This window comes from Bradyrhizobium diazoefficiens, from assembly GCF_016616885.1.
Classification (GTDB): Bacteria; Pseudomonadota; Alphaproteobacteria; order Rhizobiales; family Xanthobacteraceae; genus Bradyrhizobium; species Bradyrhizobium diazoefficiens_F.
This window is the reverse complement of sequence record NZ_CP067102.1, coordinates 6,571,527-6,595,518: the sequence shown is the minus strand read 5'-3', so window position 1 is coordinate 6,595,518 and position 23,992 is coordinate 6,571,527. Positions and strand designations below refer to the sequence as shown.

Genomic DNA, 23,992 nt, shown 5'->3' with positions numbered 1-23,992 from the left:
ATCCTTACGCCAGGCAGCGGAATAGCACCGCCGGATCGCGGTCGGGATCGATACGCAACCTGATCCCGCCCCATTCGATGCGGGACTGTTCGCCTGTCATGAGATTTTCGATTGTCGTGACGTGGCGGCGTTCGCCGCCGACGTCGATCGTGAGGTCGCCGAGCGGCAACCAGAACTCGCGCACATGGCGCGAGAGGGCGATGGCCGCGACAACAGTGTTGGCCGGTTCGGCTGTCTCCTTCACGAAGGCGATGGTCTCGTTGTCCTCGATGCCGAGGACGCGCAGATTGGTGCTCTGCTGAAGCGCCGCGTTGTCGTTGCGGATGCGGTTGAGCGCGGTGATGTAGGGCTTGATATTGCCGGGCTTGTCCCAGTCACGCTGCTTGATCTGGTACTTCTCGGAATCCTGATATTCTTCATGGCCGGGGACGGCGTCGTGCTCGAGCAGCTCGAAGCCGCTGTAGAGGCCGTAATTGCCCGACAGCGTTGCCGCCAGCGAAACGCGCGACTTGAACATCCAGGCTTCGCCACTCTGGAGATGATAGGGCAGCAGATCCGGGGTGTTGACGAACAGGTTCGCCCGGTAGAAGTCGCGCTCGGGATAGTGTGCAAGCTCACCGAGATATTGCTCCAGCTCCCATTTCGCCGTGCGCCAGGGGAAATAGCTGAAGGACTGCGCGAAGCCGAGCTTGGCGAGTCCCTTCATCAGCTTCGGTCGTGCAAAGGTCTTGGAGAACAGGATCACCTCGGGATGCCGCAGGCGAATGTCGCGGATCAGCCACTCCCAGAATGGAAGCGGCGCAGTGTCGTGATTGTCGATCGAAAAGATGGTAACACCATGATCGATCCAGAACAGCATGGCATCGCGGAACGCGTTCCACAGTCCAATCCGGTCGACGGACGCGAAGTCAGGGATGACGATATCGGAATAGGGGCCATCCGCCGTCCGCACCGAGCGGTCCGGCCGCCATTTGAACCATTCCGGATGCTGCGTCAGCCAGGGATGATCCGGCGAGCATTGCACGGCAAAATCGAGCGCGAGCTCGAGGCCGTATTCGAGGCAGGTCGCGACCAGCGCGCGGAAATCCTCGATGGTGCCGAGCTCGGGATGCAGCGTGTCGTGCCCGCCTTCGGCCGCGCCGATCGCGTAGGGTGAGCCGGGCTCGCCCTCGGTTGCGACAGGCGCATTGTTGCGGCCCTTGCGGCGGGTACGGCCGATCGGGTGGATCGGCGTGAAATACAGCACGTCAAGGCCCATGGCGGCGATATCAGGCACGCGGGCGATGCAGTCGCGGAGTGTGCCGTGCCGGCCGGCGACCTGGCTCTGGCTGCGCGGCATCATCTGGTACCAGGCGCCGAAGCGCGCCCTGTCGCGGTCGATGATCAACGGGAAGAGCGGCGAACGGGTCAGGTCGGGGCGAGCCTGGCTCTCGGCCATGGCCTCGCTCAGTTCGGTCGCGAGCAGCGGCGCGACATCCCCGCTGCCGAGATAGTCCTCGCATTGCCTGACGATCACGGCCGCGGCATCCTGCGGCGCGCCGTGCGCCTTGGTCAGGAGGCCCGCTCCCTCGATCGCATCGAGCGTGACGTCGCCGCCGGCCAGCCGCTTGCGCTCGAGCCCGTGACGCCAGGTGGCGAATTCGTCGGTCCAGGCTTCGATGGCATAGACAAACTGGCCGGGCTCGACCGGCGTGAACGCGCCCGACCAGCGGTCATCAGCGTGATGGGTCATCGGTTCGCGCCGCCATTCCCGGTCCTGCTCGCCGCGCCAGATCAGCGCGGCGCTGATTGTGGCGTCGCCGTCGCGGTAGATGTCGGCCCACACCTCGACCCGATCGCCCGCGATCCGCTTCACGGCAAAGCGGCCGCCATCGACCAACGGATAGACGTCTTCGATCAGGAAAGCGCTGCCTGAAGCGGCACTCTCGACAGTTTGAATTGTCTTGTTCACGGTGATGCCATTGACAAGAAAGCAGGGGCCCGTTTCCCTTGTCGGGAACCTATGCTTGATACCTATATAGAAAGCCGCTTGTGTGTCATTGGTTCCCCTGGGAACGGCAGGCGCGGTTTGTGAGTTAAGTGCGACTAACCTCTTCCGCGATCACGTTAAAATCAATGCCCCCCGGCCAGTTGATGGCTTGCAAGCTGCGTGCCGAATGGACCTTTTAGCTCAAGCCCGGATCAAGGGCGTTCAATCCGAATTCGTCGATGCCCTCGGAAAGCTGCGGGTCACCGCGCCCGAGGCGCTCAAATCCATCCTCGACGCCCTGCCGGAGAAGCGGGTTTACCGCTTCGTCAGCGGGCCGGTCGTGGTTCGCGCACTCGGCAATCCCCGCACCGAACTGGCGGCCACCGGCGCTGCGCCGCTGCAATGGAAGGTTACCGGCGACGGCAATGTGATCGCGCAAGGCGAGACGCGCGAGCCGGTGATCGCCTGGCCGGCCGGCCTGCCGCTTGGCTATCACCGGCTGACGCTGACTGATGCCGCTGGTGCGACGGAAGAGGTGCCGATGATCGTGGCACCGGAGCGTGCTTTCGGCGGCGATTTCGACCGCGGCTGGCTCCTCGCCGTGCAGCTCTACAGCGTCCGCTCAGATAGCAACTGGGGCATCGGCGATTTCACCGATCTGGCAGGGCTGGTCAGGCTCGCAAGGCAGCTGGGCGCCGACGGCGTCGGGCTCAATCCGCTGCACGTCCTGTTCGACGATCAGCCGGGCGATTGCAGCCCGTATTCGCCGAACAGCCGGCTGTTTCTCAATCCGCTCTATATCGACGTCGAGGCCATCCCGGAATTTTCGGCCGACCTCATCCCGGACGCGGCAGCGACCGCCGCGCGGCTGCGCGAAGGTGATCGCGTCCCTTATGTTGATATGGCGGCGCTGAAATGGCTGGGCCTGCGCGCCGCCTTTGACAGTTTCGTGAAAAGCGCGAGCGGCGTCCGCCGCAGCCGGTTCGATGCCTTCCGCGCGGACCGGGGGGCGTTGCTGTCCCGCTTTGCCTGCTTCGAGGTACTGCGCCATCGCTTCAACGCGCCGTGGTGGGACTGGCCGGTGGAATGGCAGCAACCGGACGATGCCAAATGCGCGGGCTTGCGCAACGGTCCCGACAAGCGCGAGGTCGAGTTCGTCGAATTCGTGCAATGGACGGCGGACAGCCAATTGCGCGCCGCCAAGGCGCTGTCGGCGGAGCTCAGCATGCGCGTCGGGCTCTATCTCGATGTCGCCGTCGGCGTCCAGTCCAACGGTTTTGATGCCTGGAACGAGCAGACGGCGATCTCCCGCCACCTTGCGGTCGGCGCGCCGCCCGACGTGCTCAATACCGTCGGGCAGGATTGGGGCCTCGCCGGCTTCAACGCCGGCGGCCTGGAGGCACAATCCTTCGTGCCGTTCGCCGACATGGTGGCTGCCTCGATGCGGCATGCCGGTGCGATCCGGCTCGATCACGTGCTGGGACTGAAGCGGTTGTACCTGGTGCCACGCGGCTTCAAGCCCGACAACGGCGCCTATGTGCAAATGCCGCTCGAGGCGCTGCTCGCCGCCGTCGTGCGCGAGAGCGTCACCCATAAATGCATCGTGATCGGCGAAGATCTCGGCACCGTGCCGGAAGGTTTTCGCGAGACCATGCAGGATTTCGGCATCTGGTCGTACCTTGTCATGATGTTCGAGCGGGACGATGCCGGTCATTTCCGCAACACGGACCACTACCGGCCGAACGCACTGGTGACGCTGAACACGCATGATCTCTGCACCTATGCGGGCTGGCGCTCGTTCAGCGATCTCAGGATGAAGCGCTCGCTCGGGCTCGATCCCGGCGAGGACGACCAGGCGCGCTGGGATGCGCTCGGTGGGCTCGACCAGATATTGCGTCAGAACGGCATCAGCGCCAACGATCTCTATTCGGTGCTCAATTTCCTGTCGCGCACGCCGTCGCGGCTGCTCGCAGTGTCGATGGAGGATCTGCTCGGCGTGATCGACCAGCCCAATATTCCCGGCACGATCGACGAGCATCCGAACTGGCGCCAGCGTCTGCCGGTTGCGCTCGACAAGATCGCCTCGAAGGTCGATCTCAAGGCTTTGAAGGCGGCGACGCGGGAACGTTCGTTGCCCGGCGGGAGTTGACCCGCCGGAGATTTTAAGGCTTGCACGACATTGTCAGAGAAGATCGAGAATTATGCGTTGATCGGCGACTGCGAGACCGCAGCGCTGGTCGGGCGCAACGGCTCGATCGACTGGTTGTGCTGGCCGGCCTTCGATTCCGACGCCTGCTTTGCCGCGATCCTCGGCACGCACAAGAACGGCCGCTGGCTGGTCGCGCCGAGCGACGACATCATCACGATCTCGCGCCGCTATCTCGGCGACACCCTCATCCTCGAAACACGGTTTGAAACGAAGAGCGGCACCGTCGCGCTGATCGATTTCATGCCGCCGCGCGGCAAGGCCTCCGACATCGTGCGGCTGGTGCGCGGCGTGAGCGGCACGGTGAAGATGCGAATGGAGCTCGTGATCCGCTTCGGCTTCGGCATCGACATTCCCTGGGTGCGCCGCTGCGAGGACCGCTCGCTGCTGGCGGTCGCCGGCCCTGACATGACCGTGCTGCGCACGCCGGTCGAGACTCGCGGCCAGGATCTGACGACGGTTGCCGAGTTCGTGGTCAACGCCGGCGAGACCGTGCCGTTCGTCCTGACCTATGGTCCCTCGCATCTCGATCCGCCCGAGCCGATCGACGCGGAGATCGCGCTCCAGGAGACCGAGACATTCTGGAAGGAATGGTGCAGCCATTGCACGCGCGACGGCGAGTATCACGATCTCATCCTGCGCTCGCTGATCACGCTGAAGGCGCTGACGTTTGCGCCCACAGGCGGCATCGTCGCCGCGCCCACCACCTCGTTGCCGGAAAAGCTCGGCGGTGCCAGGAATTGGGACTATCGCTTCTGCTGGTTGCGCGACGCCACCTTCACGCTGCTGGCGCTGATGAACTCCGGCTATACCGAGGAAGCCTCGGCCTGGCACAATTGGCTGTTGCGCGCGGCCGCCGGTTCTCCGTCGAGCATGCAGATCATGTACGGCATCTGGGGCCACCGGCGATTGCTGGAATGGGAGGCGGGCTGGCTCGATGGCTATGAAGGCGCGCAGCCGGTGCGCATCGGCAATGCCGCGCATGCGCAGCTCCAGCTCGACGTCTATGGCGAGTTGATCGACGCCTTCCACCAGTCGCGGATGGCGAAACTGAAGCTCGACGACGAGACCTGGGCGTTGGAATGCAACGTGCTCAACCATCTCGCCGAGGTCTGGGACCAGCCCGATCACGGCATCTGGGAGCGCCGCGGCGAGCCCCGGCACTACGTCTTCTCCAAGGTCATGACCTGGGTCGCTTTCGACCGCGGCATCAAGAGCGCCGAGACCTTTGATTTCAAGGCGCCGCTCTTGCACTGGCGCGCCTTGCGCGAGGCCATTCACCGCGACGTCTGCCACATGGGCTTTGACGCGGCGGAGTACGCCTTCGTCGAGTCCTACGGCTCAAAAATGCTCGACGCCAGCCTGCTGCTGCTACCGGCCGTCGGCTTCCTGCCGGCGTCGGATCCCCGCATCCGCGGCACCATCGCGGCCGTCGAGAAATACATGATGCGCGACGGCTTCGTGCTGCGGCACGATCCGCGCGAGATATCCGGGGAAAAGCAGCCGATCGAGGGCGCGTTCCTGGCCTGCACGCTGTGGCTGGCCGACGCCCATGTGCTGGCGGGCAATCTCGACAAGGCGCAAGAGATGTTCGACCGCGTCGCGGGACTTGCGAACGATGTCGGGCTATTGGCCGAGGAATATGATTCCATGGCGCGCCGTCAGACCGGCAATTTTCCGCAGGCATTGACCCACATCGCGCTCATCAACGCTGCGCACAATCTCTCGGCCGCAAGGCACGCAGGCGAGAAGCCGGCGATGCAGCGGTCGAAGCAGTGAGCGCCTTGACTGCGTCACCGGCGCAGGTGCGCTCCCTCTCCCGCTTGCGGGGGAGGACAGGGGTGGGGGTGTTTCCGCGAGCGAGGGCCCCGAGAGGAGAGAGCCCTCACCCGCCGCTACGCGGCGACCTCTCCCGCAAGCGGGAGAGGTTGAAGCCAGCCGGCGGCCCGCCTAACCAACCCCGTTCCGCTTCAAGATCATCTCCATCGCTTCCGCAAAGCCGTCCTGCTCGTTGGTCGCGGTGACGTTGGTGGCCTGCTCCTTGACGCTGTCGGTGGCGTTGCCCATGGCGATCGAGGTGCCGCTGACGCGGAACATGGCGAGATCGTTCTGCATGTCGCCGATGGTGGCGACCGCGTCGGTCGAAATGCCCAGCCGCTTGGCCATGGCCTGCACGAACGTGCCCTTGTCGAAGCCGGGCGGGGTGATGTCGAGATAATAAGTTTGCGAGCGAACCGCGGTGGCCTCGCTGCCGAGTGCCTGCTGCATCGCCTTCTCGCAAGCCTCGAGCCCTGCCGCATCGGCGCTGGCACCGACGATCTTGCAGGCGCTGGCGAGGTGCGGCGAAAAATCCGTCACGATGGTCGGATCGGCGCGGATCGTGCGCTGCTCATGCGCGACATAGCTGCCCCTGGCATTGTCGATCAGCCATTTGTCGGTGGTGAACAGCCAGATGTCGGCGCCGAATTCACGGAGGATCTGCAAGCTCCGCTCGGCCGCGCTTTTCGGGAGCAAATGCTGCTCGACCGGTTTCATCTCGGGGTCGATGATCGAGGAGCCGTTGAACGGGCCGACCGGGAGCCACAGCGCCAGCGGCTCGATCAGGAAGCGCATGCCGATCGCAGGGCGGCTTGAGGTGATGGTGAAGCCGATGCCGGCCTGGTGCAGCTTCTGCACCGCGGACCGCGCGCGGTTCGTCAGCGTCTTGTCCTTGGTGAGCAGCGTGCCGTCGACGTCGGAGACGACCAGTGAGATTTTCGTCATGGCTGAGCCTTATTTTTTGCGCCGTCGAATTTCAGCTGCCGCACGATACCGTCGACGATGGCCTCGACGGTCTCGTCGATCGACGCCGTGATGACGTGCTCGCTCGCCTCCGGCGGCTCCAGCGTGTTGAACTGGCTGGTGAGCAGCCCGGGCGGCATGAAATGGCCCTTGCGATGCGCGAGCCGGTCGGCGATCAGCTCCTGCGTGCCCTTCAGGAAGACGAAGCGCACGTCGTCGCGTCCGCGCAGCAGCACGTCGCGATAGGTGTGCTTGAGCGCCGAACAGGCGATGATGACGTGCTCGTCCTTGTTGCAGACCCGCGCAATCTCGTCGGCGATGGCGTTGAGCCAGGGCCAGCGGTCCTCGTCGGTGAGCGGATGGCCGGCCTTCATCTTCTCGACATTGCTGGCGGGGTGAAAGCTGTCGCCATCCTCGAACCGCCAGCCGAGACGCTCGCCAAGCGCCTTTGCAACTGTGCTCTTGCCCGAGCCCGACACGCCCATCACGATCAACGCACAAGGTGCTTTAACGCCCGCCACGAATTCCCTCCGGAAGCGCGGCCTGGTCGATCAGCCAGACGGTCTCACCATTCGAGCGCGCGCGTACAGCCGGCAAAGTCTCGCCATTGAGCAGGCGCGTCAAGATCGGTTGCTTGTCATGCCCGGCGATCTCGAACAGCATTTCGTAGCACGACGCCAACGCGGGCAGGGTGAGCGAGACCCGCGGCACGAACGGCGCGACATTGGCCTTTGGCACGCCGACGACCCAGCGCGCGGTCTCCTCGGTGGCGGGATAGCCGGGAAACAGCGAGGCGGTGTGGCCGTCAGGGCCCGCGCCCATCAGGACGAGATCGAACAGCGGCCGCGCCGGATCGAGGCTTTCAGCACCGTAGAAGGCCTGCAGTTCGTGCGCATAGGCCTCGGCGCTCCGGTCCGGATTATCAACCCTGGTTGGAATCGGGTGGATATGGCCGGCGGGCGCGTTGCGATCGAGAAACGTCGCGCGCGCGACCGCCATGTTGTTGAGGGCATCGCTGTCGGGGACAAAACGCTCGTCGCCAATGAACCAGTGCACGCGATCCCACGGGATTTTGCTGCGCCTGGCGTCGCTGCCGAGCAGCTGATAGAGCTTCTTCGGGCTCGAGCCGCCGGTCAGGCAGATCGCGATGCGGCCGGGATTGGCCGCAATCCGCGCCATCACTCGTTCGGCCGCGGTTCGCGCCAGCGCCTCAGTGTCAGCGACGACAATCAGCTTCGGCTGGTCGGCCGCGGCCATCACGAAAACTTCCGCCAGCTGCGGCCGTCGCGCCGCAGCAGCTCATCGGCGCAGGCCGGGCCGTCGCTACCGGCATCATAGGTTTCGATGCCGTTGGTGCCTGCGGTCTTCCAGGCATCCAGGAACGGCTGCACCGCCTGCCATCCGGCCTCGATGCCGTCGGCGCGCTGGAACAGGATGTTGTCGCCGATCATGCAGTCGTAGATCAGCGTCTCGTAGCCGGTGGAGGGATCGGCCCGGAAATAGTCGCCGTACTTGAACTTCATCTCGACGCCGTCGATGGTGATGCTCGGTCCCGGGATCTTGGCGTTGAACTGAAGCTCGATCGTCTCGGTCGGCGCAATGCCGATGGTCAGGAAGTTCTGCGACAAGCGATCGACGTCGGTGCCCGAGAACATCGACAGCGGCGCCTGCTTGAACTTGATCGCGACTTCGGTGCGCTTGTGACCGAGCGCCTTGCCGGTACGGAGATAGAACGGCACGCCGGCCCAGCGCCAATTGTCGATCATCAACTTCAGCGCGACAAAGGTCTCGGTGGTGCTGCCGGGCTTGACGTCCTCGGTCTTGCGATAGTCAGTGATCTCGTCGTCGCCGATCCGGCCCGCGAGATATTGCGCGCGCACTGAGTTTCTCAGCGCTTCCTCCTGGTTCGGCTGCTGGATCGCGGTCAGCACCTCGGCCTTCTCGGAGCGGACGGAATGCGCGTCGAAGCGCGCCGGCGGCTCCATCGCGATCAGCGACATCAACTGGAACAGATGGTTCGGCACCATGTCGCGCAGCGCGCCGGTGGCGTCGTAGAACCCGCCGCGGTGGCCGACGCCGAGCTTCTCTTCGACGGTGATCTGGATGTGGTCGATATGGTTGCGATTCCAGATCGGCTCGAACATGCCGTTGGCGAAGCGCAGCACCAGAATGTTCTGCACCGTCTCCTTGCCGAGATAATGATCGATCCGGTAGATCTGGTGCTCCTCCATGATCTTCAGGAGCTCGGCATTCAGCGCCTTGGCTGATGCGAGATCGGTACCGAACGGCTTTTCGATCACCAGCCGCCGCCAGGCGCCGTTCTCCTTCATCATGCCGGTGCGGCCGAGCTCGCGGGCGGTCGGTGCGAACGCGGCAGGCGGGGTCGCCAGATAGAACAGCCGGTTGCCGCCGGTGTCCTGCGCGCATTCCAGCGAATCCAGATGCTCGCGCAAGCGATCGAACGAGGGCGGGTCCTTCGGATCGGCTTCGACGAAGGTGAGACATTGCAGCAGCCTCTCGGCGATATCGTCGTCCACGGGCCGCGTTGCGAATTGCTTCAGGCCCTTCAACAGGCTGTCATGCAATTCGTCATCGGACTGGCCCTTGCGGGCCACGCCGACGACGCAGAACTTTTCCGGCAGCAGGTGCTCGGCGGCCAGATTGTACAGAGACGGCATCACGAGACGGTGCGTGAGGTCGCCGGTGACGCCGAAAATGACGAAGGCGCAATTTTCCGGCTTGCGCTTGGACTGCGGATCTTTTGTCACGATTGGCCTTCGCGTTGTTGCTTGTTACTTCAGCTTTTATTTGGGCTTCGAAGCGTCCGGCTGCTTCGGCTCCTTGTGTCCTCCGAACCCCGCGCGCATCGCCGAGAGAATTTTTTCGGCGAAGGTGTGTTCCTTGCGGGAACGGAAACGTGTGTAGAGCGCCGCGGTCAAAACTTCGGCCGGCACGGCTTCGTCGATCGCCGCATTCACGGTCCAGCGTCCCTCGCCGGAATCCTCGACGAAGCCGGAATACTCCGCCAGTTGCGGGCTGTCGGCGAGTGCGGTCGAGGTGAGATCGAGCAGCCAGGACGGGATCACGCTGCCGCGCCGCCAGACTTCGGCGATGTCGGCGAGGTCGAAATCGTAGCGATGATCTGCGGGCAGCGCATCGATATTGGCGTTCTTGAGAATGTCGAACCCTTCGGCATAGGCCTGCATCAGGCCGTATTCGATGCCGTTGTGGATCATCTTGACGAAATGGCCTGCGCCGACCGGGCCGGCGTGGATGTAGCCCTGCTCAATGCGCGGATCACGTCCATCACGTCCTTCGGTGCGCGGAATATCGCCGGCGCCGGGCGCAAGGGCCGCGAAGATCGGATCGAGCCGGTCGACCACCGGATTCTCGCCACCGATCATCATGCAGTAGCCGCGGTCGAGCCCCCAGACGCCGCCGGAGGTGCCGACGTCGACATAGTGGATGCCGCGCGCCTTCAGCGCCTTGCCGCGCCGGACGTCGTCCTGCCAAAAAGCGTTGCCGCCGTCGATGACGACGTCGCCGTCCTGCATCACGCCCGCGATCGTATCGATGGTTTGCTCGGTGATGCGGCCGGCAGGCAGCATCACCCAGGCCGTGCGCGGCCGCTCCAGTTTCGAGATGAACTCCTCGAGTGTCGCCGAGCCGACTGCGCCGTCCGCGGCGAGACCAGCGACGGCCTTGGCGTCCTTGTCATAGACCACGGTCGAATGGCCGTGGCGCATCAGCCGGCGAACGATGTTGCCGCCCATCCGGCCGAGGCCGATCATGCCGAGTTGCATTTGCGATGTCCTTTAATTCAGCGCGTCAGTGAGCGCCGCATTGAGCGCCGCGAGACCCTTCTTGAGCGGACCCTTCAAGTGCACCCGGAGCGCGCGCCGGCCGCGCTCGGTGAGCACGTCGAAATCGCCGCGCGCCTGCGCCGCCTTGATCACGCCGAAGCTCGCCTTCTGGCCCGGCACGGCCAGGTCCTTGGCATCGTCAGCGGTGATCTGGAGGAACACGCCGCTGTCGGGCCCGCCCTTGTAGGCCTGTCCCGTGGAGTGCAGGAAGCGCGGGCCAAATTCGGCGGCGGTCGCCAGATGTCGCTTCTCGAGCACGGCGGTTCGCATCTCCTGCAGCGCCTCGATCGTCGCCTTGTCGCGCGCGATGTAGCCAAGCAGGGCAAAATAGTCGCCGCGCCGCGAGCGCGTGATATGTGCCCTGAGCCAGGAGGTGAGGTCGCCATTGGCTCCCATCGTGCGCAACGCGGCGGCGTTGGTGTCGTTGGTGTAGAGGTCGAACTCCGCGGTGCTGACCACGGGCTCTTCGGCCGGCAGCGCGCCGGTCTTCTCATACGCGGACGTCAGCTCGCGGGTCTTGATCTTCGCCGCTTCGACGTCGGGCTGGTCGAACGGGTTGATGCCGAGGATCGAGCCCGCCACCGCGGTCGCCATCTCGAAGCGGAAGAATTCCTGGCCGAGATGATCGATCGACTTCATGACGATGCGCACGACGGGATGGCCGGCCGCTTCGATCCCGGCAAGCGCCGAATCGTGTGCGGCGTCTGTCTCGCCCTCGGTGCGGATGTCGATGAAGAAGCGATCGTTGCCGTAGAGCGAGGACGCGCCCAGTGGTTCGCCGGCGATCGGGATCAGACCCTTGCCCTCCTTGCCGGTCGATTCCGCAATGAGCTGTTCGGCCCAGGCGCCGAAATCGGCGATCTTCTTCGATGACAGGATCGTCACTTTGTCGCGGCCTTCCAGGCCCGCAAGGCCCATGGCGAGGCCGAGCTGCACGCCCGGGTTCTCAGCTGGCGGCACGTCCGGTCCGCAGGAGCGCGCCATCGAGAGCGCGTGCTTGATGAAGGTCTTGACGTCGATGCCGGCCGTGGCCGCCGGCACCAGGCCGAACGGCGACAGCACCGAATAGCGGCCGCCGATCGAGGGCTCGCCATGGAAGACACGGGCATAGTTCAGCTTCTTCGCCGCCTTCTCCAGCGAGGAGCCGGGATCGGTCACCGCGATGAAGCGGAAGCCGGTCTTGGCCTTCGGGCCGAGCGCCTGCGCCACGCGCTGATGGAAATAATCCTTCATCGCGTTCGGCTCGGTGGTGCCGCCGGACTTGCTGGAGACGATGAACACGGTGTTGGCGATGTCGATCTTGGCCTCCATCGCCCGCACCTGCGCCGGATCGGTGGAATCCAGCACGTGCAGCTTCGGGAAGCCCGCCTTCCTTGCAAAGGTCTCGGCCAGCACCTCCGGGCCCAAGCTCGATCCGCCCATGCCGAGCACGACGGCGTCGGAGAATTTCTGGCCCTTCACGCGGTTGGCATAGTCCTCATAGTCGGCGACGTCGGCTTTTGCCGCGCTGTCGAGCCAGCCGAGCCATTTGTCCTCGTCCGTCCCGGTCCAGACCGACTTGTCGCGCTGCCACAGCCTGCGGATCTTGGCCGATGCGCGCCATTCCTCGGTGCTTTTGGCCACGGCCTTGCCGAGGCCGTCACCGAGCGAGAGCTGCTGGCGGTCGATCGCGGGTCCGAGTACGGTTGCGCGCTTGTGGGCGACCGCGCCATAGAGCTTGTCGGCGGCATCGGCGAACTGCTTGACGCCGTCCTTGACGAGCTCCTCGGTGATCGCATCGAGCGAGACGCCCGAGCGCTCCAGCTCTTCCAGCACCCGGTGCGCGTCATCGATGTTGTCTTCAAGGCTGTCGCGCAGCTTGCCGTGGTCGCGGAACGCATCCAGCGTCGCCGGCGGCATGGTGTTGATGGTGTTAGGGCCGATCAGCTCCTCGACATAGAGAACGTCGCTGTAGTCCTTGTTCTTGGTGCCGGTCGAGGCCCACAGCATGCGCTGCGGCTTGGCGCCCTTGGCGGCGAGCTTGTCCCAGCGGGGACCTGCGAACAGGCGCTTGTAATCCTGGTAGGCGACCTTGGCGTTGGCGATCGCGACCTTGCCCTTGAGTGCGGCAAGCCGCTCCTTCTCGGATGGATCGTTGGCGCGTGCGATCTTCTCGTCGAGCTGCTTGTCGACCATCGAATCGATGCGGCTGACGAAGAAGCTCGCCACGCTCGAGACATGCGACGGATCGCCGCCGCCGGCGACGTATTTTTCAAGACCGGCGAGATAGGCCTCGGCGACCTCCAGATAGACCGCCTTCGAGAACAACAGCGTGATGTTGATGCTGATGCCGTCGCCGGTGAGCTGCTCGATCGCCGGCAGGCCTTCCCGCGTCGCCGGCACCTTCACCATCAGGTTCTTGCGGTTGACGTCCTTCCAGAGCCGCCGCGCTTCGGCGACCGTGCCGGCGGTGTCCATCGCCAGATAGGGCGAGACCTCGAGGCTGACATAGCCGTCATGGCCCTTGAGGCGGTCATAGACCGGGCGCAGCACGTCGGCGGCATTCTGGATATCCTCGACGGCGACTGCCTCGAACAAATCGGCCACGGTCCGGTCGCCGCGCTTCAGCGCCTTGCCGATCGAGCCGTCGTATTCGTCCGAGCTGCCGATCGCCTTCTCGAAGATCGACGGATTGGAGGTGACGCCCTTGAGGCCGTCGGTGTCGATCAGCCGCTTCAAGTCGCCTTTGGCGATGAAGCCACGGGCGAGGAAGTCCAGCCAGACGGCTTGTCCGTGCTTTTCCAGTTCTTTGACGGGATTCATGATGCTTATTTATCTCCAAGCCTGCGGGCGGAGGGGGTTTCCGCGCCGGTCCTGACGCGCTATCCTTTAGCTCACATGCTCCCGGGAGGGAACCAATCAAGGGTATTGGCGTCATTCTCCGAGAGTAACTCCGTCGCGATCATGGCGATCCAGGCGGCAGTCGTGCTTTTGCGTAATAATAATTTGGCCGGGATGGTTCGGCCGACGTGTTGTTGCGTGAGGACATCTGTCGCGTCGCGGAGTGTCGTCAGCGGTTATCGATCCGTCTGATCGTCATTGGCCGATCGTCATTGGCTCCATCGCGAATGGCCATGCTGGGGGAAAGCATGCACGCACGTCCCGACGCCGTCGCCGATCACCGGCCAACGATCGCGTCGGCCGTCTGCTTCGCCGCATCCCATGATCTGGACATCGGTCAATCCGTCGTGCGGCTCCCGGTCGCGGCGCGCCTCGCGATGGCGCGGCCGCTTGCCGCCACGCAGAACCACGTTATCCGTTCGGAGGGTTTGGCGACCGTTTTTGATACAGCGCTGCGCGCTTGCCGCGACATTCATGCTGCATGCAGCCCATGCACCGCATTGCAGCAGGAAGATGAACGCGGCACGCAAGGTATCGCCCTGCAAGCGTCATAAGTTCGCCGCTGGCAGATCGTCATGTTGCAGTGCCGGAGGCACTCGTCTCCGGTATTGCCCGGATGTGGCGAGCGAGTGACAATTTCTGGAAATGAGCCAAGATAGATAGAGATTCGCACAAATTACAGGCAAGTGCCTGTTCGTAATTCAGCGAGTGCCTACCTTGTACGTTGCGTCGTATCGGCACCCGGGTGTCCAATGATCGTCATGTGCTCACGCTGATTCGTAAAGCGGCCTGAGGAACGGTCCAGTAACTGCTTTCGTTTCAGCTTGTAGCGGAACTCACGCGGAGAGGGATCATGTACAACGATTCTCTATTCAACGCTTTCGCTCGGTCGTTCGAGGCGAGAAGCCAGCACGACATGTCGATGGCGGAATATCTGGAATCGTGTCGAAGCGATCCCATGAAATACGCGAATGCGGCCGAACGGTTACTAGCGGCGATCGGCGAGCCCCAGACGATTGACACGGCCAAGGACCCACGCCTTGGCCGTATCTTTTTGAACCGCACGATCCGCACCTATCCGGCCTTCGCCGGCTTCTACGGCATGGAAGAAACCATCGAGCGGATCGTCGGTTTCTTCCGCCATGCGGCGCAAGGTCTCGAAGAGCGCAAGCAGATCCTCTATCTGCTCGGCCCAGTCGGCGGCGGCAAATCCTCGCTCGCCGAGCGCTTGAAGTCGCTGATGGAAGTGCAGCCGATCTACGTGCTCAAGGCCGGCGATGAACTCTCGCCTGTGTTCGAAAGCCCGCTCAGCCTGTTCGATCCCGATCATCTCGGGCCGATGCTGGAAGAGAAGTATGGCATTCCGCGCCGGCGCCTCACCGGCCTGATGAGCCCGTGGTGCTACAAGCGGCTCGAGGCCTTCGGCGGCGACATTTCCCAATTTCGTGTCGCAAAGATCCAGCCGTCGCGGCTGCGCCAGATCGCGGTCTCAAAGACCGAGCCTGGTGACGAGAACAACCAGGACATCTCCTCGCTGGTCGGCAAGGTCGACATCCGCAAGCTCGAGACCTACGCGCAGAACGATCCCGACGCCTACAGCTATTCCGGCGGTCTCAACCGCGCCAACCAGGGCATCCTCGAATTCGTCGAGATGTTCAAGGCGCCAATCAAGATGCTGCACCCGCTGCTGACGGCGACGCAGGAAGGCAATTATATCGGCACCGAGAATATCGGCGCGATCCCCTTCACCGGCACCATCCTCGCGCACTCCAACGAAGCCGAGTGGGCGAGCTTCAAGTCGAACAAGAACAACGAGGCCTTCATCGACCGCATCTGTGTCATTAAGGTGCCGTACTGCCTGCGGGTCACCGAGGAGCAGAAGATCTACGAGAAGTTGATCCAGGGCTCCGAGCTCGCGGCCGCACCTTGCGCACCTTCGACGCTGGAGACGCTGGCGCGGTTCTCGGTGATGTCGCGCCTGCGCAAGCACGAGAACTCGACGCTGTTCGGCAAGATGCGGGTCTATGACGGCGAGAGCCTGAAGGAATCCGATCCCAAGGCGCGCAGCGTCCAGGAATATCGCGATGCCGCCGGCGTCGACGAAGGCATGGACGGTGTCTCCACCCGCTTCGCCTTCAAGATCCTGGCCGCGACCTTCAACCACGATCCGCAGGAGGTCGCCGCCGACGCCGTGCATCTGATGTACGCGCTGGAGCAGTCGATCCGCCGCGAGCAGCTGCCCGAGGAAGTCGAGAAGCGCTATCTCGAATTCATCAAGGCTGATCTGGCACCGCGTTATGCCGAGTTCATCGGCAACGAGATCCAGAAGGCCTATCTCGAATCCTACTCGGATTACGGCCAGAACCTGTTCGACCGTTACGTCGATTACGCTGACGCCTGGATCGAAGACCAGGACTTCAAGGATCCCGACACCGGCCAGCTGCTGGATCGCGAACTCTTGAACCAGGAATTGACGAAAATCGAGAAGCCGGCCGGCATCGCCAACCCCAAGGACTTCCGGAACGAGGTGGTCAAATTCTCGTTACGGTCCCGGGCCCAGAACGGCGGCAAGAATCCGACCTGGACCTCCTACGAGAAGATTCGCGATGTCATCGAAAAGCGGATATTCTCTCAGGTCGAGGACCTGCTTCCGGTCATCTCGTTCGGGTCGAAGAAGGACGGCGAGACGGAGAAGAAGCACGGCGAGTTCGTCGCACGCATGGTGGAGCGCGGCTACACCGAGCGTCAGGTTCGCCGGCTGGTCGAATGGTACATGCGCGTGAAGCAAGCCGGTTGAGGCGGATGAGAAAGTGGCCATTCACATTATTGACAGGCGCCTGAATCCAGGCGGCAAGAGTCTTGAGAACCGCCAGCGGTTCTTGCGTCGGGCCAAATCCCTGGTGCAGGGCGCCGTCAAGAAGACCTCGCAGGAACGCGACATCAAGGACGTTCTGGAGGGTGGTGAGGTCACGATACCGCTGGACGGCATGCACGAGCCGCGGTTCCGGCGTGAAGGCGGAACGCGCGACATGGTGCTGCCCGGCAACAAGAAGTTCGTCGAGGGCGACTATCTCCAGCGCTCCGGCCAGGGCAGCGCCAAGGATTCCGGTCCCGGCGAAGGCGACAGCGAGGACGCCTTCCGCTTCGTGCTCAGCCGCGACGAATTCGTCGATCTCTTCCTCGACGATCTCGAGCTGCCCGATCTCGCCAAGCGCAAGATCGCGCAGACCGAGAGCGAAGGCATCCAGCGCGCCGGCTACACAACATCAGGCTCGCCCGCCAACATCTCGGTCAGCCGCACCGTGAAGCTCGCGCTCGCCCGCCGCATCGCGCTCAAGCGTCCCAGCAAGGAGGAGATTGAAGAGCTGGAAGCCGCGATCGCTGCCTGCACCGACGAGGACGAACGTGTGGAGCTTGTCGCCCGGCTCGAGAAGCTGAAGGCGAAGACGAAGCGCATTCCGTTCATCGATCCGCTCGACATCCGCTATCGCGCCTACGAGAAGGTGCCGCGGCCGGTGGCGCAGGCCGTGATGTTCTGCCTGATGGACGTCTCCGGCTCGATGTCCGAGCACATGAAGGATCTGGCGAAACGCTTCTACATGCTGCTCTACGTGTTCCTGAAGCGGCGCTACAAGCATGTCGAGATCGTCTTCATCCGCCACACCGACCGCGCCGAGGAGGTCGACGAGCAGACCTTCTTCTACGGCCCGGCCTCCGGCGGCACGCTGGTCTCCAGCGCGCTGCAGGCGATGAACGAGATCGTGCGCGAGCGCTTCAATCCGTCGGACTGGAACATCTACGCAGCCCAGGCCTCCGACGGCGACAATTCCTATTCCGACGGCGAGCTCACCGGCCTGCTGCTGACCGAAAAAATCCTGCCGATCTGCCAGTTCTTCGCCTATCTCGAGGTCGGGGAAGCAGGCGGCAGCGCCTTCGATCTCTCCGATTCCTCGCTCTGGACCCTTTACGATCGCCTGCGCAGCAGCGGCGCACCGCTCTCGATGCGCAAGGTCAGCGAGCGCAGCGAGATCTTTCCGGTGTTCCACGACCTGTTCCAGCGCCGCGAAACATCTCAGGAGAAAGCCGCTCCATGACGGAACGCTTGTTCGAAGGCGCCGATTGGGATTTCCACACCTTGCAGCGCATCACCGATGCCTGCGAGGAGGTGGCGCTGAAGGATCTTGGACTCGACGTCTACCCGAACCAGATCGAGGTCATCACCGCCGAGCAGATGCTGGATGCCTATTCCTCCGTCGGCATGCCGCTGTTTTACAAGCACTGGTCGTTCGGCAAGCATTTCGCGTATCACGAGGCATCCTACCGCAAGGGCCTGATGGGCCTTGCCTATGAGATCGTGATCAATTCCTCGCCCTGCATCTCCTATCTCATGGAGGAGAATACGGCGACGATGCAGACGCTGGTGATCGCGCACGCCGCCTTCGGCCACAACCACTTCTTCAAGAACAATTATTTGTTCAAGCAGTGGACCGATGCGGAAGGCATCCTGGACTATCTGGATTTCGCCAAGAACTACGTCATGCAGTGCGAGGAGCGCTACGGCCGCGTCGAGGTTGAGCGCACGCTGGACGCTGCGCATGCGCTGATGTCGCACGGCATCGACCGCTATCCCGGCAAGAAGAAGCTGGATCTGCGCGAGGAGGAGAAGCGGGCAGGGCGCCGCCGCCAGCACGAGGAGGAAGTCTTCAACGATCTCTGGCGCACCGTGCCCAAGGGCGCCTCGAAGACCAGGTCCGCGATCTCGCTGGAACGGCGCCGCAAGCTGCTCGGCCTGCCGCAGGAAAACCTGCTCTATTTCCTGGAGAAGAGCGCGCCGAGGCTGGCGCCGTGGCAGCGTGAGCTGCTGCGCATCGTCCGACACATCGCGCAGTATTTCTATCCGCAGAGCCAGACCAAGGTGATGAACGAGGGGACGGCGACCTACGTCCACTATCGCATCATGACCCAGTTGCATCAGCAGGGCCGCATCAGCGACGGTAATTTCCTCGAATTCCTGGGGTCGCACACCAATGTGGTGTTCCAGCCCGAATTCGACGACCAGCGCTTCTCGGGCTTCAATCCCTATGCGCTCGGCTTCGCCATGATGCAGGACATCGAGCGCATCGTCACCAATCCGGAAGACGAAGACCACGAGTGGTTTCCCGATATCGCCGGCAAGAACGATGTGATGGGCGTGCTGCGCGACGTCTGGGCCAACTACCGCGATGAAAGTTTCATCGCCCAGTTCCTGAGCCCGAAACTGATGCGGCACTTCCGCATGTTCCACCTCCACGACGACCCCGAGGAGCGCGCGGGCATCCGGGTCGACGCCATCCACGACGATCGCGGCTTCCGCCGCGTCCGGCGCGAGCTGGCGCGGCAGCACGACGTCGGCTACATCGACGCCAATATCGAGGTGGTCGATGTCGACCTGTCCGGCGACCGCCGGCTGATCCTGCATCACCGTGTCATCAAAGGCTCGCAGCTCAACGAGACCGACGCCAAGCGGGTGCTCCAGCATCTGGCCGATCTCTGGACCTATGACGTCGCGCTGATCGAGGTCGATGCCCAGGACAAGGTGCTGCGCGAATACGTCGTCAGCCCGCGTCCGATCACGGCGGCGGCGTAACGCCGCCGTCCAGGCTTAGCTGTTCTTAGCAGGCTTCTTCCTGGCCTTGGACGCGTTCAGCTCCACGGCGGCGCGGATCAGCGCCTTCAATGCCTTCTCGTTGATCTTCGCTCCCTCGCCGATATCGATGGCGCGCCGCACATTGCCGTCGAGGCTGGAGTTGAATAGTCCGGCCGGGTCGTCCAGCGCCGCGCCCTTGGCAAACGTCATCTTCACGACGGCCTTGTAGGTCTCGCCGGTGCAGATGATGCCGTCATGCTCCCACACGGGAACGCCGCGCCATTTCCATTCCTCGACGACTTCAGGATCGGCCTCCTTGATCAGGTCGCGGATTCGCTTCAGCGTCTCGCCGCGCCAGTCGCCGAGCTCCTTGATCCTGCCGTCGATCATTTTGGAGGGCGAAGGCCCGTCCGCGTTCTTCGCGCTGGTCTTCTTTGCAGTCATGGCTTTCTTCATGCTCTCGCCTCGTTCACGCGTTGCTGCGGCGGCCAAGATAGGGCTGCGCGAACATGTAAAGCCCGGTCGCGAGCAACGGAATCAACGGCACGAAGGCCAGCAGGCCGATCCACGTCGCCTGAACCTGCATCGTCAGCGCAACGATGTTGGCGATCACGGCAAGCGTGAAAGCAATCGACAGCCAGCGATGGATCTGTCGAATCCACGTGTTCGAACTCATCTCAACCTCCTGTGAGCATATTGGAAATGGATGCCAGTGGCGGGGCTATTCCGCCCGCGCCAGCAGCTCGTCCAGCTTGGTGAAAAACTGCTTCCAGCCGGCATGCGCGCCGCCAAAGGCCTGCTTCTGGCTGGGACGGAAGCCCGCCTGCTCGACGCGCAGATGCGTGCCTGTCCCTTGCGGGGTGAGCGTGAACGTCACCACGCTCTTGAGGTCGTAGGCCGCATCCTCATGCGTGAAATTCCAGGTGTAGGCGAGCGAGCGCTGCGGCTCGATGGCGAGCACCTCGCAATCCAGCACGCCGCCCCACTCGCCGCGGAGATTGAAGCGGTGACCGACCTCAGGCTTGAAGTCGTTCTTCATCAGCCATTCCTCGATCAGATGCGGCTGCGTCAGCGCGCGCCACAGCCGCTCCGGCGGATAGGCAAATTCGCGCTCGATGACCACGGAACGTGTCTCGGTCGCAGCTTCAGTCATTGGTCCATCCTCTTCAGGAGATCGTCGAGCGCGTCGAGCCGGTTCTGCCAGAAGCCCGCCATCTGGCTGGTCCAGTCGATCAGCGGATTGAGCGCACCGGGCTGCGCGCTGTAGTGCGTCTGGCGTCCCTCGTGGCGGTCGCGCACCAGGCCCGCCTGCTTCAGCGCGCCGAGATGCTTCGAGACCGCCGGTTGGGAAACGCCCGATCGCGTCGTCAGTGCCCCGACCGTCTGCTCGCCCTCGCGGCAAAGCCGCTCGAAGATCGCCCGCCGCGTCGGGTCGGCGAGCGTCCTGAACAGAAGGTCGTGCGCGGCGGACATGCGAGATCCATAACTGGTAGGTTATGGATCAATTCATAACCTTAGAGTTATGGGTGAGTCAAGCGGGATGTGGGGGTTCTCGTTTGCGGAAACACCCTCTCCCCAGCCCTCCCCCGCAAGCGGGCCGCAAGCGGGCGAGGGAGCGCACTGATTTCACGGCGGCTACGGCCGCAAATACAGATTCCCCTGCGACTGCAGCTCGGCCAAACGAACCACGCCGCCTTTCTCCGCGCTGACGAAGCCGGGCAGCAGATCCGTCAGCGCGATGTTCTGCGCCTTCATCGTGTTGCCGCAGGCGGCGAGCTCGACGCCGTCCTTGGAGAAATCGCCGATCCGCTTGCTGACATCCGGATTCGCTTGCGCCAGGTGCTCGGCATCGTAGCGGCGGACGAAGCAGGCATAGGCCGTCTTGCCGGGCGTGCCCGCATATATGCGCGCGTTGAAGGTTTCGGTTTCGGCCTTGCTCGCTTCGCGGATGTCGTCGGCCTCCTCGGCCCGGGCGACGCCGACGAAGGCCGCAAGGACAAGCGGAAGGATGAGGGCAAGCTTCATGGTCGCACCGGATAGTTCAGCCGTTGACGGCCCGCAGCGGGAGGGGTGGGGCCAACTGGCCGTTAGTCGGAAGCCGCATGCCGCGCGTTCAACTGCGGCTCCTGGCGGGCAGCCTCGCGCAAGGTTCCAGGCTTAACCCTTGCAAGGGAGGGGCGTGGATCGACCCCAGATTGTTGCAAATGGCTGGAGGCGATTGAAAATGTCCGAAAGTCAGAACTTGCCCAATCTTGCGATCGGCTATTCGCGGGCCCGGTTGCTGATGTTTTTCGGCGGCAACCTGCTGCTGACGCTGCTCTGTGCCGCACTCGCATTCACCTGGCAGGAAGGCAAGAGCGTCACCACGTTCGAGGTCGCCGCCTGCTATATCGGCGCGGTGTTTTTCGGCCTCGCCACCTGCAGGATGCTCTGGCGGCTGATGTCCGCCAGGCAGCCGGTGGTCTTCATCAGCCGTGTCGGCATTCGCGACACCAGGCTCGCCGACGAGACCATCGCCTGGAGCGCCGTGCGAAAGATCATGCTCTGGGAGCAGCGCGCGCAGAAATTCGTGGTGCTCAAGGTCGATCCTCTTGTCGCCGAGCGATTCTCCGGAGGACTGCTGACGCAGGCCTTGTCGATGATGAACAAGGCGCTTGGCGCCGACGGTGTGATCGTCAATGCGGGCGGCCTGACCATGGACGTCGAAAAATTGCTCGAGACCTGCAAGCAATATTGGGGCGCCGGGCGACCGGCCCATGTCGACCACGCCGTGCCGGAGCCTGAACCCGCGCCGGAGCCTGTCAGCTAAAGCGGCAGGAAACGCGGGGGTCTCGGGCAAGATGCTGCGCATCGTCGCGGCGGACCAGGCAGGCACAGGCCAAAATTGCCGGATGTGTCCGCACGAGCCTTAGTCGCCGTGGGATCACGAAGGTTCAATCCTGACGGCGGTTTTGCCAGGGAACTCGACCCACCAACAACTTCTGCGACATTGTTGCGGTTCATCGATGTGATAGTGTTCACAGACAGCTGCGCTTCGGTGTCGTAAGCTGATCCGCCTTTGCAAGTTTGTGGAGTCTTCGCAGTGGGCGAAATTCGCAACTTCAGATCCGGAAATCACGATGAGCCGCCTCCACACGGCCCAATGCCGCGTCGTCTTGCGGCGATCATCGTCGGTGACATCGCTTCCTACAGCCGCTTGATGCAGGCCGACGAGGAAGGCACGCATGTCCGCGTCAAGCGGATCGAGCGGGATCTCATCCAGCCCAGCATCGTCGAGCACCATGGAACGCTGGTGAAGACCACCGGCGACGGCTTCATCGCGATATTCGACAGTCCCGTCGAGGCGGTTCGCTGCAGCATCGTCATCCAGCAGAATCTCATCGGCCGCAACGCCGCGCTCGCAAAGCCGTCGCGGATCGAATACCGGATTGGCGTCAATCTCGGCGACGTCATCGTCGAGCCGGATGATGTCTACGGCGACGGCGTCAACATCGCCACGCGCCTCGAGGGTATCGCCGAACCCGGTCAGGTCTACATCTCCGGCGCGATCTACGAGCAGATCAAGCACAAGGTCGTGTGCGGCTACGAGTCGCTCGGGGACCGCAAGGTCAAGAACATTACCGATCCGGTGCGCGTCTACCGCGTGCTGCCGGACGCAGATGCGGTCGGGGAGACGCGAGGTCGGCGCGAGAATATCCTGATCTTTCTCCTGGGCGTCACGCTGCTCGTGATTGCCTCCGGCGTGCTGTGGTATCTGCTGGCGCAGCCGCCGGGCAAAGTGGGCAAGCAGGCGGCCGCGCCGACGGCTGCTCCGGTCGCATCACCGAGCCCGCAACCTCCGCCGCGCGAAGCCGCGGCGCCAACGCCACAGCCGTCTCCGTCAGTGGCGTCGGCATCTCCATCGCCCGCTCCGGCGCCAAATCAAGGATCAAGTCAAACCCCAGCTCAAACCCCGAGCCCAACGGCGCCGCCGCTTCGCGAACCCGAGATGATCGCCATTCGCGGCGGCAGCTTTGCGATGGGAAGCAATGACGACCCGACTGAACGGCCCGTTCACCAGGTCACGATCAAGCCGTTCTCGATCGGCAAATACCCGGTGACGGTGCAGGAATGGAACGAATGCGCGGCCGCAAAGGCATGCGGCTTCACGGCCGTCGGTAAGGACGATGCGCCGATCAGCAATGTGAGCTGGACCGACGCACAACAATATGTGGCTTATCTCGCGCAGGCGACCAAGAAGCCTTATCGGCTTCCGAGCGAAGCCGAATGGGAATATGCCGCGCGCGGCGGAACGCAGACCAAATATTGGTGGGGCGACAAGCTCCAGCCGGGCATGGCGGCGTGCAAGGATTGCGGAGACCTCGCGGCCGAGCAGCCGGCGAGGGTCGGCAGCTTCAAGCCGAATCCGTTCGGCCTCTACGACATGGGTGGCAGTATCGATCAGTGGGTCGAGGACTGCTGGCGCAGGACCTATCAGGGCGCAACCGGTGACGGCTCGGCATGGAGCGGCGGGGATTGCGCGTCGCATGTCCTGCGCTCGGGCTCCTGGAAGAACGATTCGAGATATGTGAGGCCGTCCAATCGCGACGGCTACGACACCAATGTTCGTTATCCGACGCACGGCTTCCGCGTCGCGCTCAGTCCTTGAGCGCAGTCCTTTGCAGTCC

20 protein-coding genes are annotated in these 23,992 nt (G+C 63.5%); 8 read left to right on the top strand and 12 right to left on the bottom strand.

Features of this window, described 5'->3' with window-relative positions; genetic code table 11:
- Positions 1–4 precede the first annotated feature (4 nt).
- Entirely contained in the window at positions 5–1,951 is a 1,947-nt protein-coding gene (locus tag JJC00_RS30685; protein ID WP_200469547.1) for a maltotransferase domain-containing protein, read from the bottom strand.
- Positions 1,952–2,156: 205 nt separating this feature from the next.
- On the opposite strand from JJC00_RS30685, the gene malQ reads away from it, so the two are divergent.
- Together malQ and JJC00_RS30675 are read left to right on the top strand one after the other, a co-directional pair.
- Positions 2,157–4,118, top strand: a complete 1,962-nt coding sequence (gene malQ, locus JJC00_RS30680; protein ID WP_200469546.1) for a 4-alpha-glucanotransferase — start codon at positions 2,157–2,159, stop codon at positions 4,116–4,118.
- A gap of 30 nt (positions 4,119–4,148) precedes the next feature.
- On the top strand, positions 4,149–5,954 hold the full coding sequence (locus JJC00_RS30675; RefSeq protein ID WP_200469545.1) for a glycoside hydrolase family 15 protein: 1,806 nt from the start codon (positions 4,149–4,151) through the stop codon (positions 5,952–5,954).
- A gap of 171 nt (positions 5,955–6,125) precedes the next feature.
- On the opposite strand, the gene JJC00_RS30670 is transcribed toward JJC00_RS30675, so the two are convergent.
- The 6 genes from JJC00_RS30670 to JJC00_RS30645 are packed head-to-tail and all read right to left on the bottom strand — an operon-like array spanning position 6,126 to position 13,621.
- Entirely contained in the window at positions 6,126–6,938 is an 813-nt protein-coding gene (locus JJC00_RS30670; protein WP_200469544.1) for an HAD family hydrolase, read from the bottom strand.
- On the bottom strand, positions 6,935–7,477 hold the full coding sequence (locus JJC00_RS30665) for a gluconokinase (protein WP_200469543.1): 543 nt from the start codon (positions 7,475–7,477) through the stop codon (positions 6,935–6,937). The genes JJC00_RS30670 and JJC00_RS30665 overlap by 4 nt, the downstream gene beginning before the upstream one ends.
- Positions 7,464–8,213, bottom strand: a complete 750-nt coding sequence (gene pgl / locus JJC00_RS30660) for a 6-phosphogluconolactonase (protein ID WP_200469542.1) — start codon at positions 8,211–8,213, stop codon at positions 7,464–7,466. The genes JJC00_RS30665 and pgl overlap by 14 nt, the downstream gene beginning before the upstream one ends.
- Complete coding sequence (gene zwf, locus JJC00_RS30655) at positions 8,213–9,724, bottom strand: glucose-6-phosphate dehydrogenase (RefSeq protein ID WP_200469541.1); 1,512 nt, start codon at positions 9,722–9,724, stop codon at positions 8,213–8,215. Before zwf ends, pgl begins: the two co-directional genes overlap by 1 nt.
- A 36-nt stretch (positions 9,725–9,760) precedes the next feature.
- A complete protein-coding gene (gene gnd, locus JJC00_RS30650; RefSeq protein WP_200469540.1) occupies positions 9,761–10,759 on the bottom strand; it encodes a phosphogluconate dehydrogenase (NAD(+)-dependent, decarboxylating) in 999 nt (332 codons plus the stop codon).
- Between the two features lie 12 nt (positions 10,760–10,771).
- Positions 10,772–13,621: a bifunctional transaldolase/phosoglucose isomerase gene (locus JJC00_RS30645; RefSeq protein ID WP_200469539.1), complete on the bottom strand. Its 2,850-nt coding sequence runs from the start codon at positions 13,619–13,621 to the stop codon at positions 10,772–10,774.
- A 311-nt stretch (positions 13,622–13,932) separates the two neighbouring features.
- Here JJC00_RS30645 and JJC00_RS30640 point away from each other — a divergent pair, with 311 nt between their 5' ends.
- From JJC00_RS30640 to JJC00_RS30625, 4 genes are all read left to right on the top strand, one after another.
- Positions 13,933–14,253, top strand: a complete 321-nt coding sequence (locus tag JJC00_RS30640; protein WP_246773978.1) for a hypothetical protein — start codon at positions 13,933–13,935, stop codon at positions 14,251–14,253.
- A 299-nt stretch (positions 14,254–14,552) separates the two neighbouring features.
- The gene (locus tag JJC00_RS30635) at positions 14,553–16,496 is read left to right on the top strand and encodes a PrkA family serine protein kinase (RefSeq protein ID WP_200469537.1); all 1,944 of its coding nucleotides are present in this window, start codon (positions 14,553–14,555) and stop codon (positions 16,494–16,496) included.
- A 19-nt stretch (positions 16,497–16,515) separates the two neighbouring features.
- Positions 16,516–17,793: a YeaH/YhbH family protein gene (locus JJC00_RS30630; protein WP_200474286.1), complete on the top strand. Its 1,278-nt coding sequence runs from the start codon at positions 16,516–16,518 to the stop codon at positions 17,791–17,793.
- The gene (locus JJC00_RS30625; RefSeq protein WP_200469536.1) at positions 17,790–19,325 is read left to right on the top strand and encodes a SpoVR family protein; all 1,536 of its coding nucleotides are present in this window, start codon (positions 17,790–17,792) and stop codon (positions 19,323–19,325) included. Before JJC00_RS30630 ends, JJC00_RS30625 begins: the two co-directional genes overlap by 4 nt.
- Before the next feature lie 15 nt (positions 19,326–19,340).
- On the opposite strand, the gene JJC00_RS30620 is transcribed toward JJC00_RS30625, so the two are convergent.
- The 5 genes from JJC00_RS30620 to JJC00_RS38385 all read right to left on the bottom strand — a co-directional run bounded on the left by JJC00_RS30620 (position 19,341) and on the right by JJC00_RS38385 (position 21,350).
- Positions 19,341–19,781, bottom strand: a complete 441-nt coding sequence (locus JJC00_RS30620; protein ID WP_200469535.1) for a DUF1801 domain-containing protein — start codon at positions 19,779–19,781, stop codon at positions 19,341–19,343.
- Positions 19,782–19,794: 13 nt separating this feature from the next.
- Positions 19,795–20,001 (bottom strand): hypothetical protein, encoded by a 207-nt coding sequence (locus JJC00_RS30615; RefSeq protein WP_200469534.1) that lies wholly within the window; start codon positions 19,999–20,001, stop codon positions 19,795–19,797.
- Positions 20,002–20,046: 45 nt separating this feature from the next.
- Positions 20,047–20,478 carry an SRPBCC family protein gene (locus JJC00_RS30610; protein ID WP_200469533.1) on the bottom strand — a complete coding sequence of 144 codons (432 nt, stop codon included), beginning with the start codon at positions 20,476–20,478 and terminating at the stop codon, positions 20,047–20,049.
- Positions 20,475–20,798, bottom strand: coding sequence for an ArsR/SmtB family transcription factor (locus tag JJC00_RS30605; protein ID WP_200469532.1), 324 nt, complete (start codon positions 20,796–20,798; stop codon positions 20,475–20,477). The genes JJC00_RS30610 and JJC00_RS30605 overlap by 4 nt, the downstream gene beginning before the upstream one ends.
- A 162-nt stretch (positions 20,799–20,960) precedes the next feature.
- Positions 20,961–21,350, bottom strand: a complete 390-nt coding sequence (locus JJC00_RS38385; protein WP_246773977.1) for a DsrE family protein — start codon at positions 21,348–21,350, stop codon at positions 20,961–20,963.
- Positions 21,351–21,549: 199 nt separating this feature from the next.
- On the opposite strand from JJC00_RS38385, the gene JJC00_RS30590 reads away from it, so the two are divergent.
- Both JJC00_RS30590 and JJC00_RS30585 read left to right on the top strand, forming a co-directional pair.
- Positions 21,550–22,134, top strand: coding sequence for an STM3941 family protein (locus JJC00_RS30590; protein WP_200469531.1), 585 nt, complete (start codon positions 21,550–21,552; stop codon positions 22,132–22,134).
- A 273-nt stretch (positions 22,135–22,407) separates the two neighbouring features.
- Entirely contained in the window at positions 22,408–23,973 is a 1,566-nt protein-coding gene (locus tag JJC00_RS30585; RefSeq protein WP_200469530.1) for an SUMF1/EgtB/PvdO family nonheme iron enzyme, read from the top strand.
- The last annotated feature ends 19 nt before the right edge of the window (positions 23,974–23,992 follow it).

Bases quoted from the DNA above. Each gene is read 5' to 3' on its own strand.
- malQ (WP_200469546.1), top strand. From the start codon at position 2,157: ATGGACCTTTTAGCTCAAGCCCGGATCAAGGGCGTTCAATCCGAATTC.
- JJC00_RS30670 (WP_200469544.1), bottom strand. From the start codon at position 6,938: ATGACGAAAATCTCACTGGTCGTCTCCGACGTCGACGGCACGCTGCTC.
- pgl (WP_200469542.1), bottom strand. From the start codon at position 8,213: ATGGCCGCGGCCGACCAGCCGAAGCTGATTGTCGTCGCTGACACTGAG.
- gnd (WP_200469540.1), bottom strand. From the start codon at position 10,759: ATGCAACTCGGCATGATCGGCCTCGGCCGGATGGGCGGCAACATCGTT.
- JJC00_RS30645 (WP_200469539.1), bottom strand. From the start codon at position 13,621: ATGAATCCCGTCAAAGAACTGGAAAAGCACGGACAAGCCGTCTGGCTG.
- JJC00_RS30640 (WP_246773978.1), top strand. From the start codon at position 13,933: ATGCTGGGGGAAAGCATGCACGCACGTCCCGACGCCGTCGCCGATCAC.
- JJC00_RS30635 (WP_200469537.1), top strand. From the start codon at position 14,553: ATGTACAACGATTCTCTATTCAACGCTTTCGCTCGGTCGTTCGAGGCG.
- JJC00_RS30625 (WP_200469536.1), top strand. From the start codon at position 17,790: ATGACGGAACGCTTGTTCGAAGGCGCCGATTGGGATTTCCACACCTTG.
- JJC00_RS30620 (WP_200469535.1), bottom strand. From the start codon at position 19,781: ATGAAGAAAGCCATGACTGCAAAGAAGACCAGCGCGAAGAACGCGGAC.
- JJC00_RS30615 (WP_200469534.1), bottom strand. From the start codon at position 20,001: ATGAGTTCGAACACGTGGATTCGACAGATCCATCGCTGGCTGTCGATT.
- JJC00_RS30610 (WP_200469533.1), bottom strand. From the start codon at position 20,478: ATGACTGAAGCTGCGACCGAGACACGTTCCGTGGTCATCGAGCGCGAA.
- JJC00_RS30605 (WP_200469532.1), bottom strand. From the start codon at position 20,798: ATGTCCGCCGCGCACGACCTTCTGTTCAGGACGCTCGCCGACCCGACG.
- JJC00_RS38385 (WP_246773977.1), bottom strand. From the start codon at position 21,350: ATGAAGCTTGCCCTCATCCTTCCGCTTGTCCTTGCGGCCTTCGTCGGC.
- JJC00_RS30590 (WP_200469531.1), top strand. From the start codon at position 21,550: ATGTCCGAAAGTCAGAACTTGCCCAATCTTGCGATCGGCTATTCGCGG.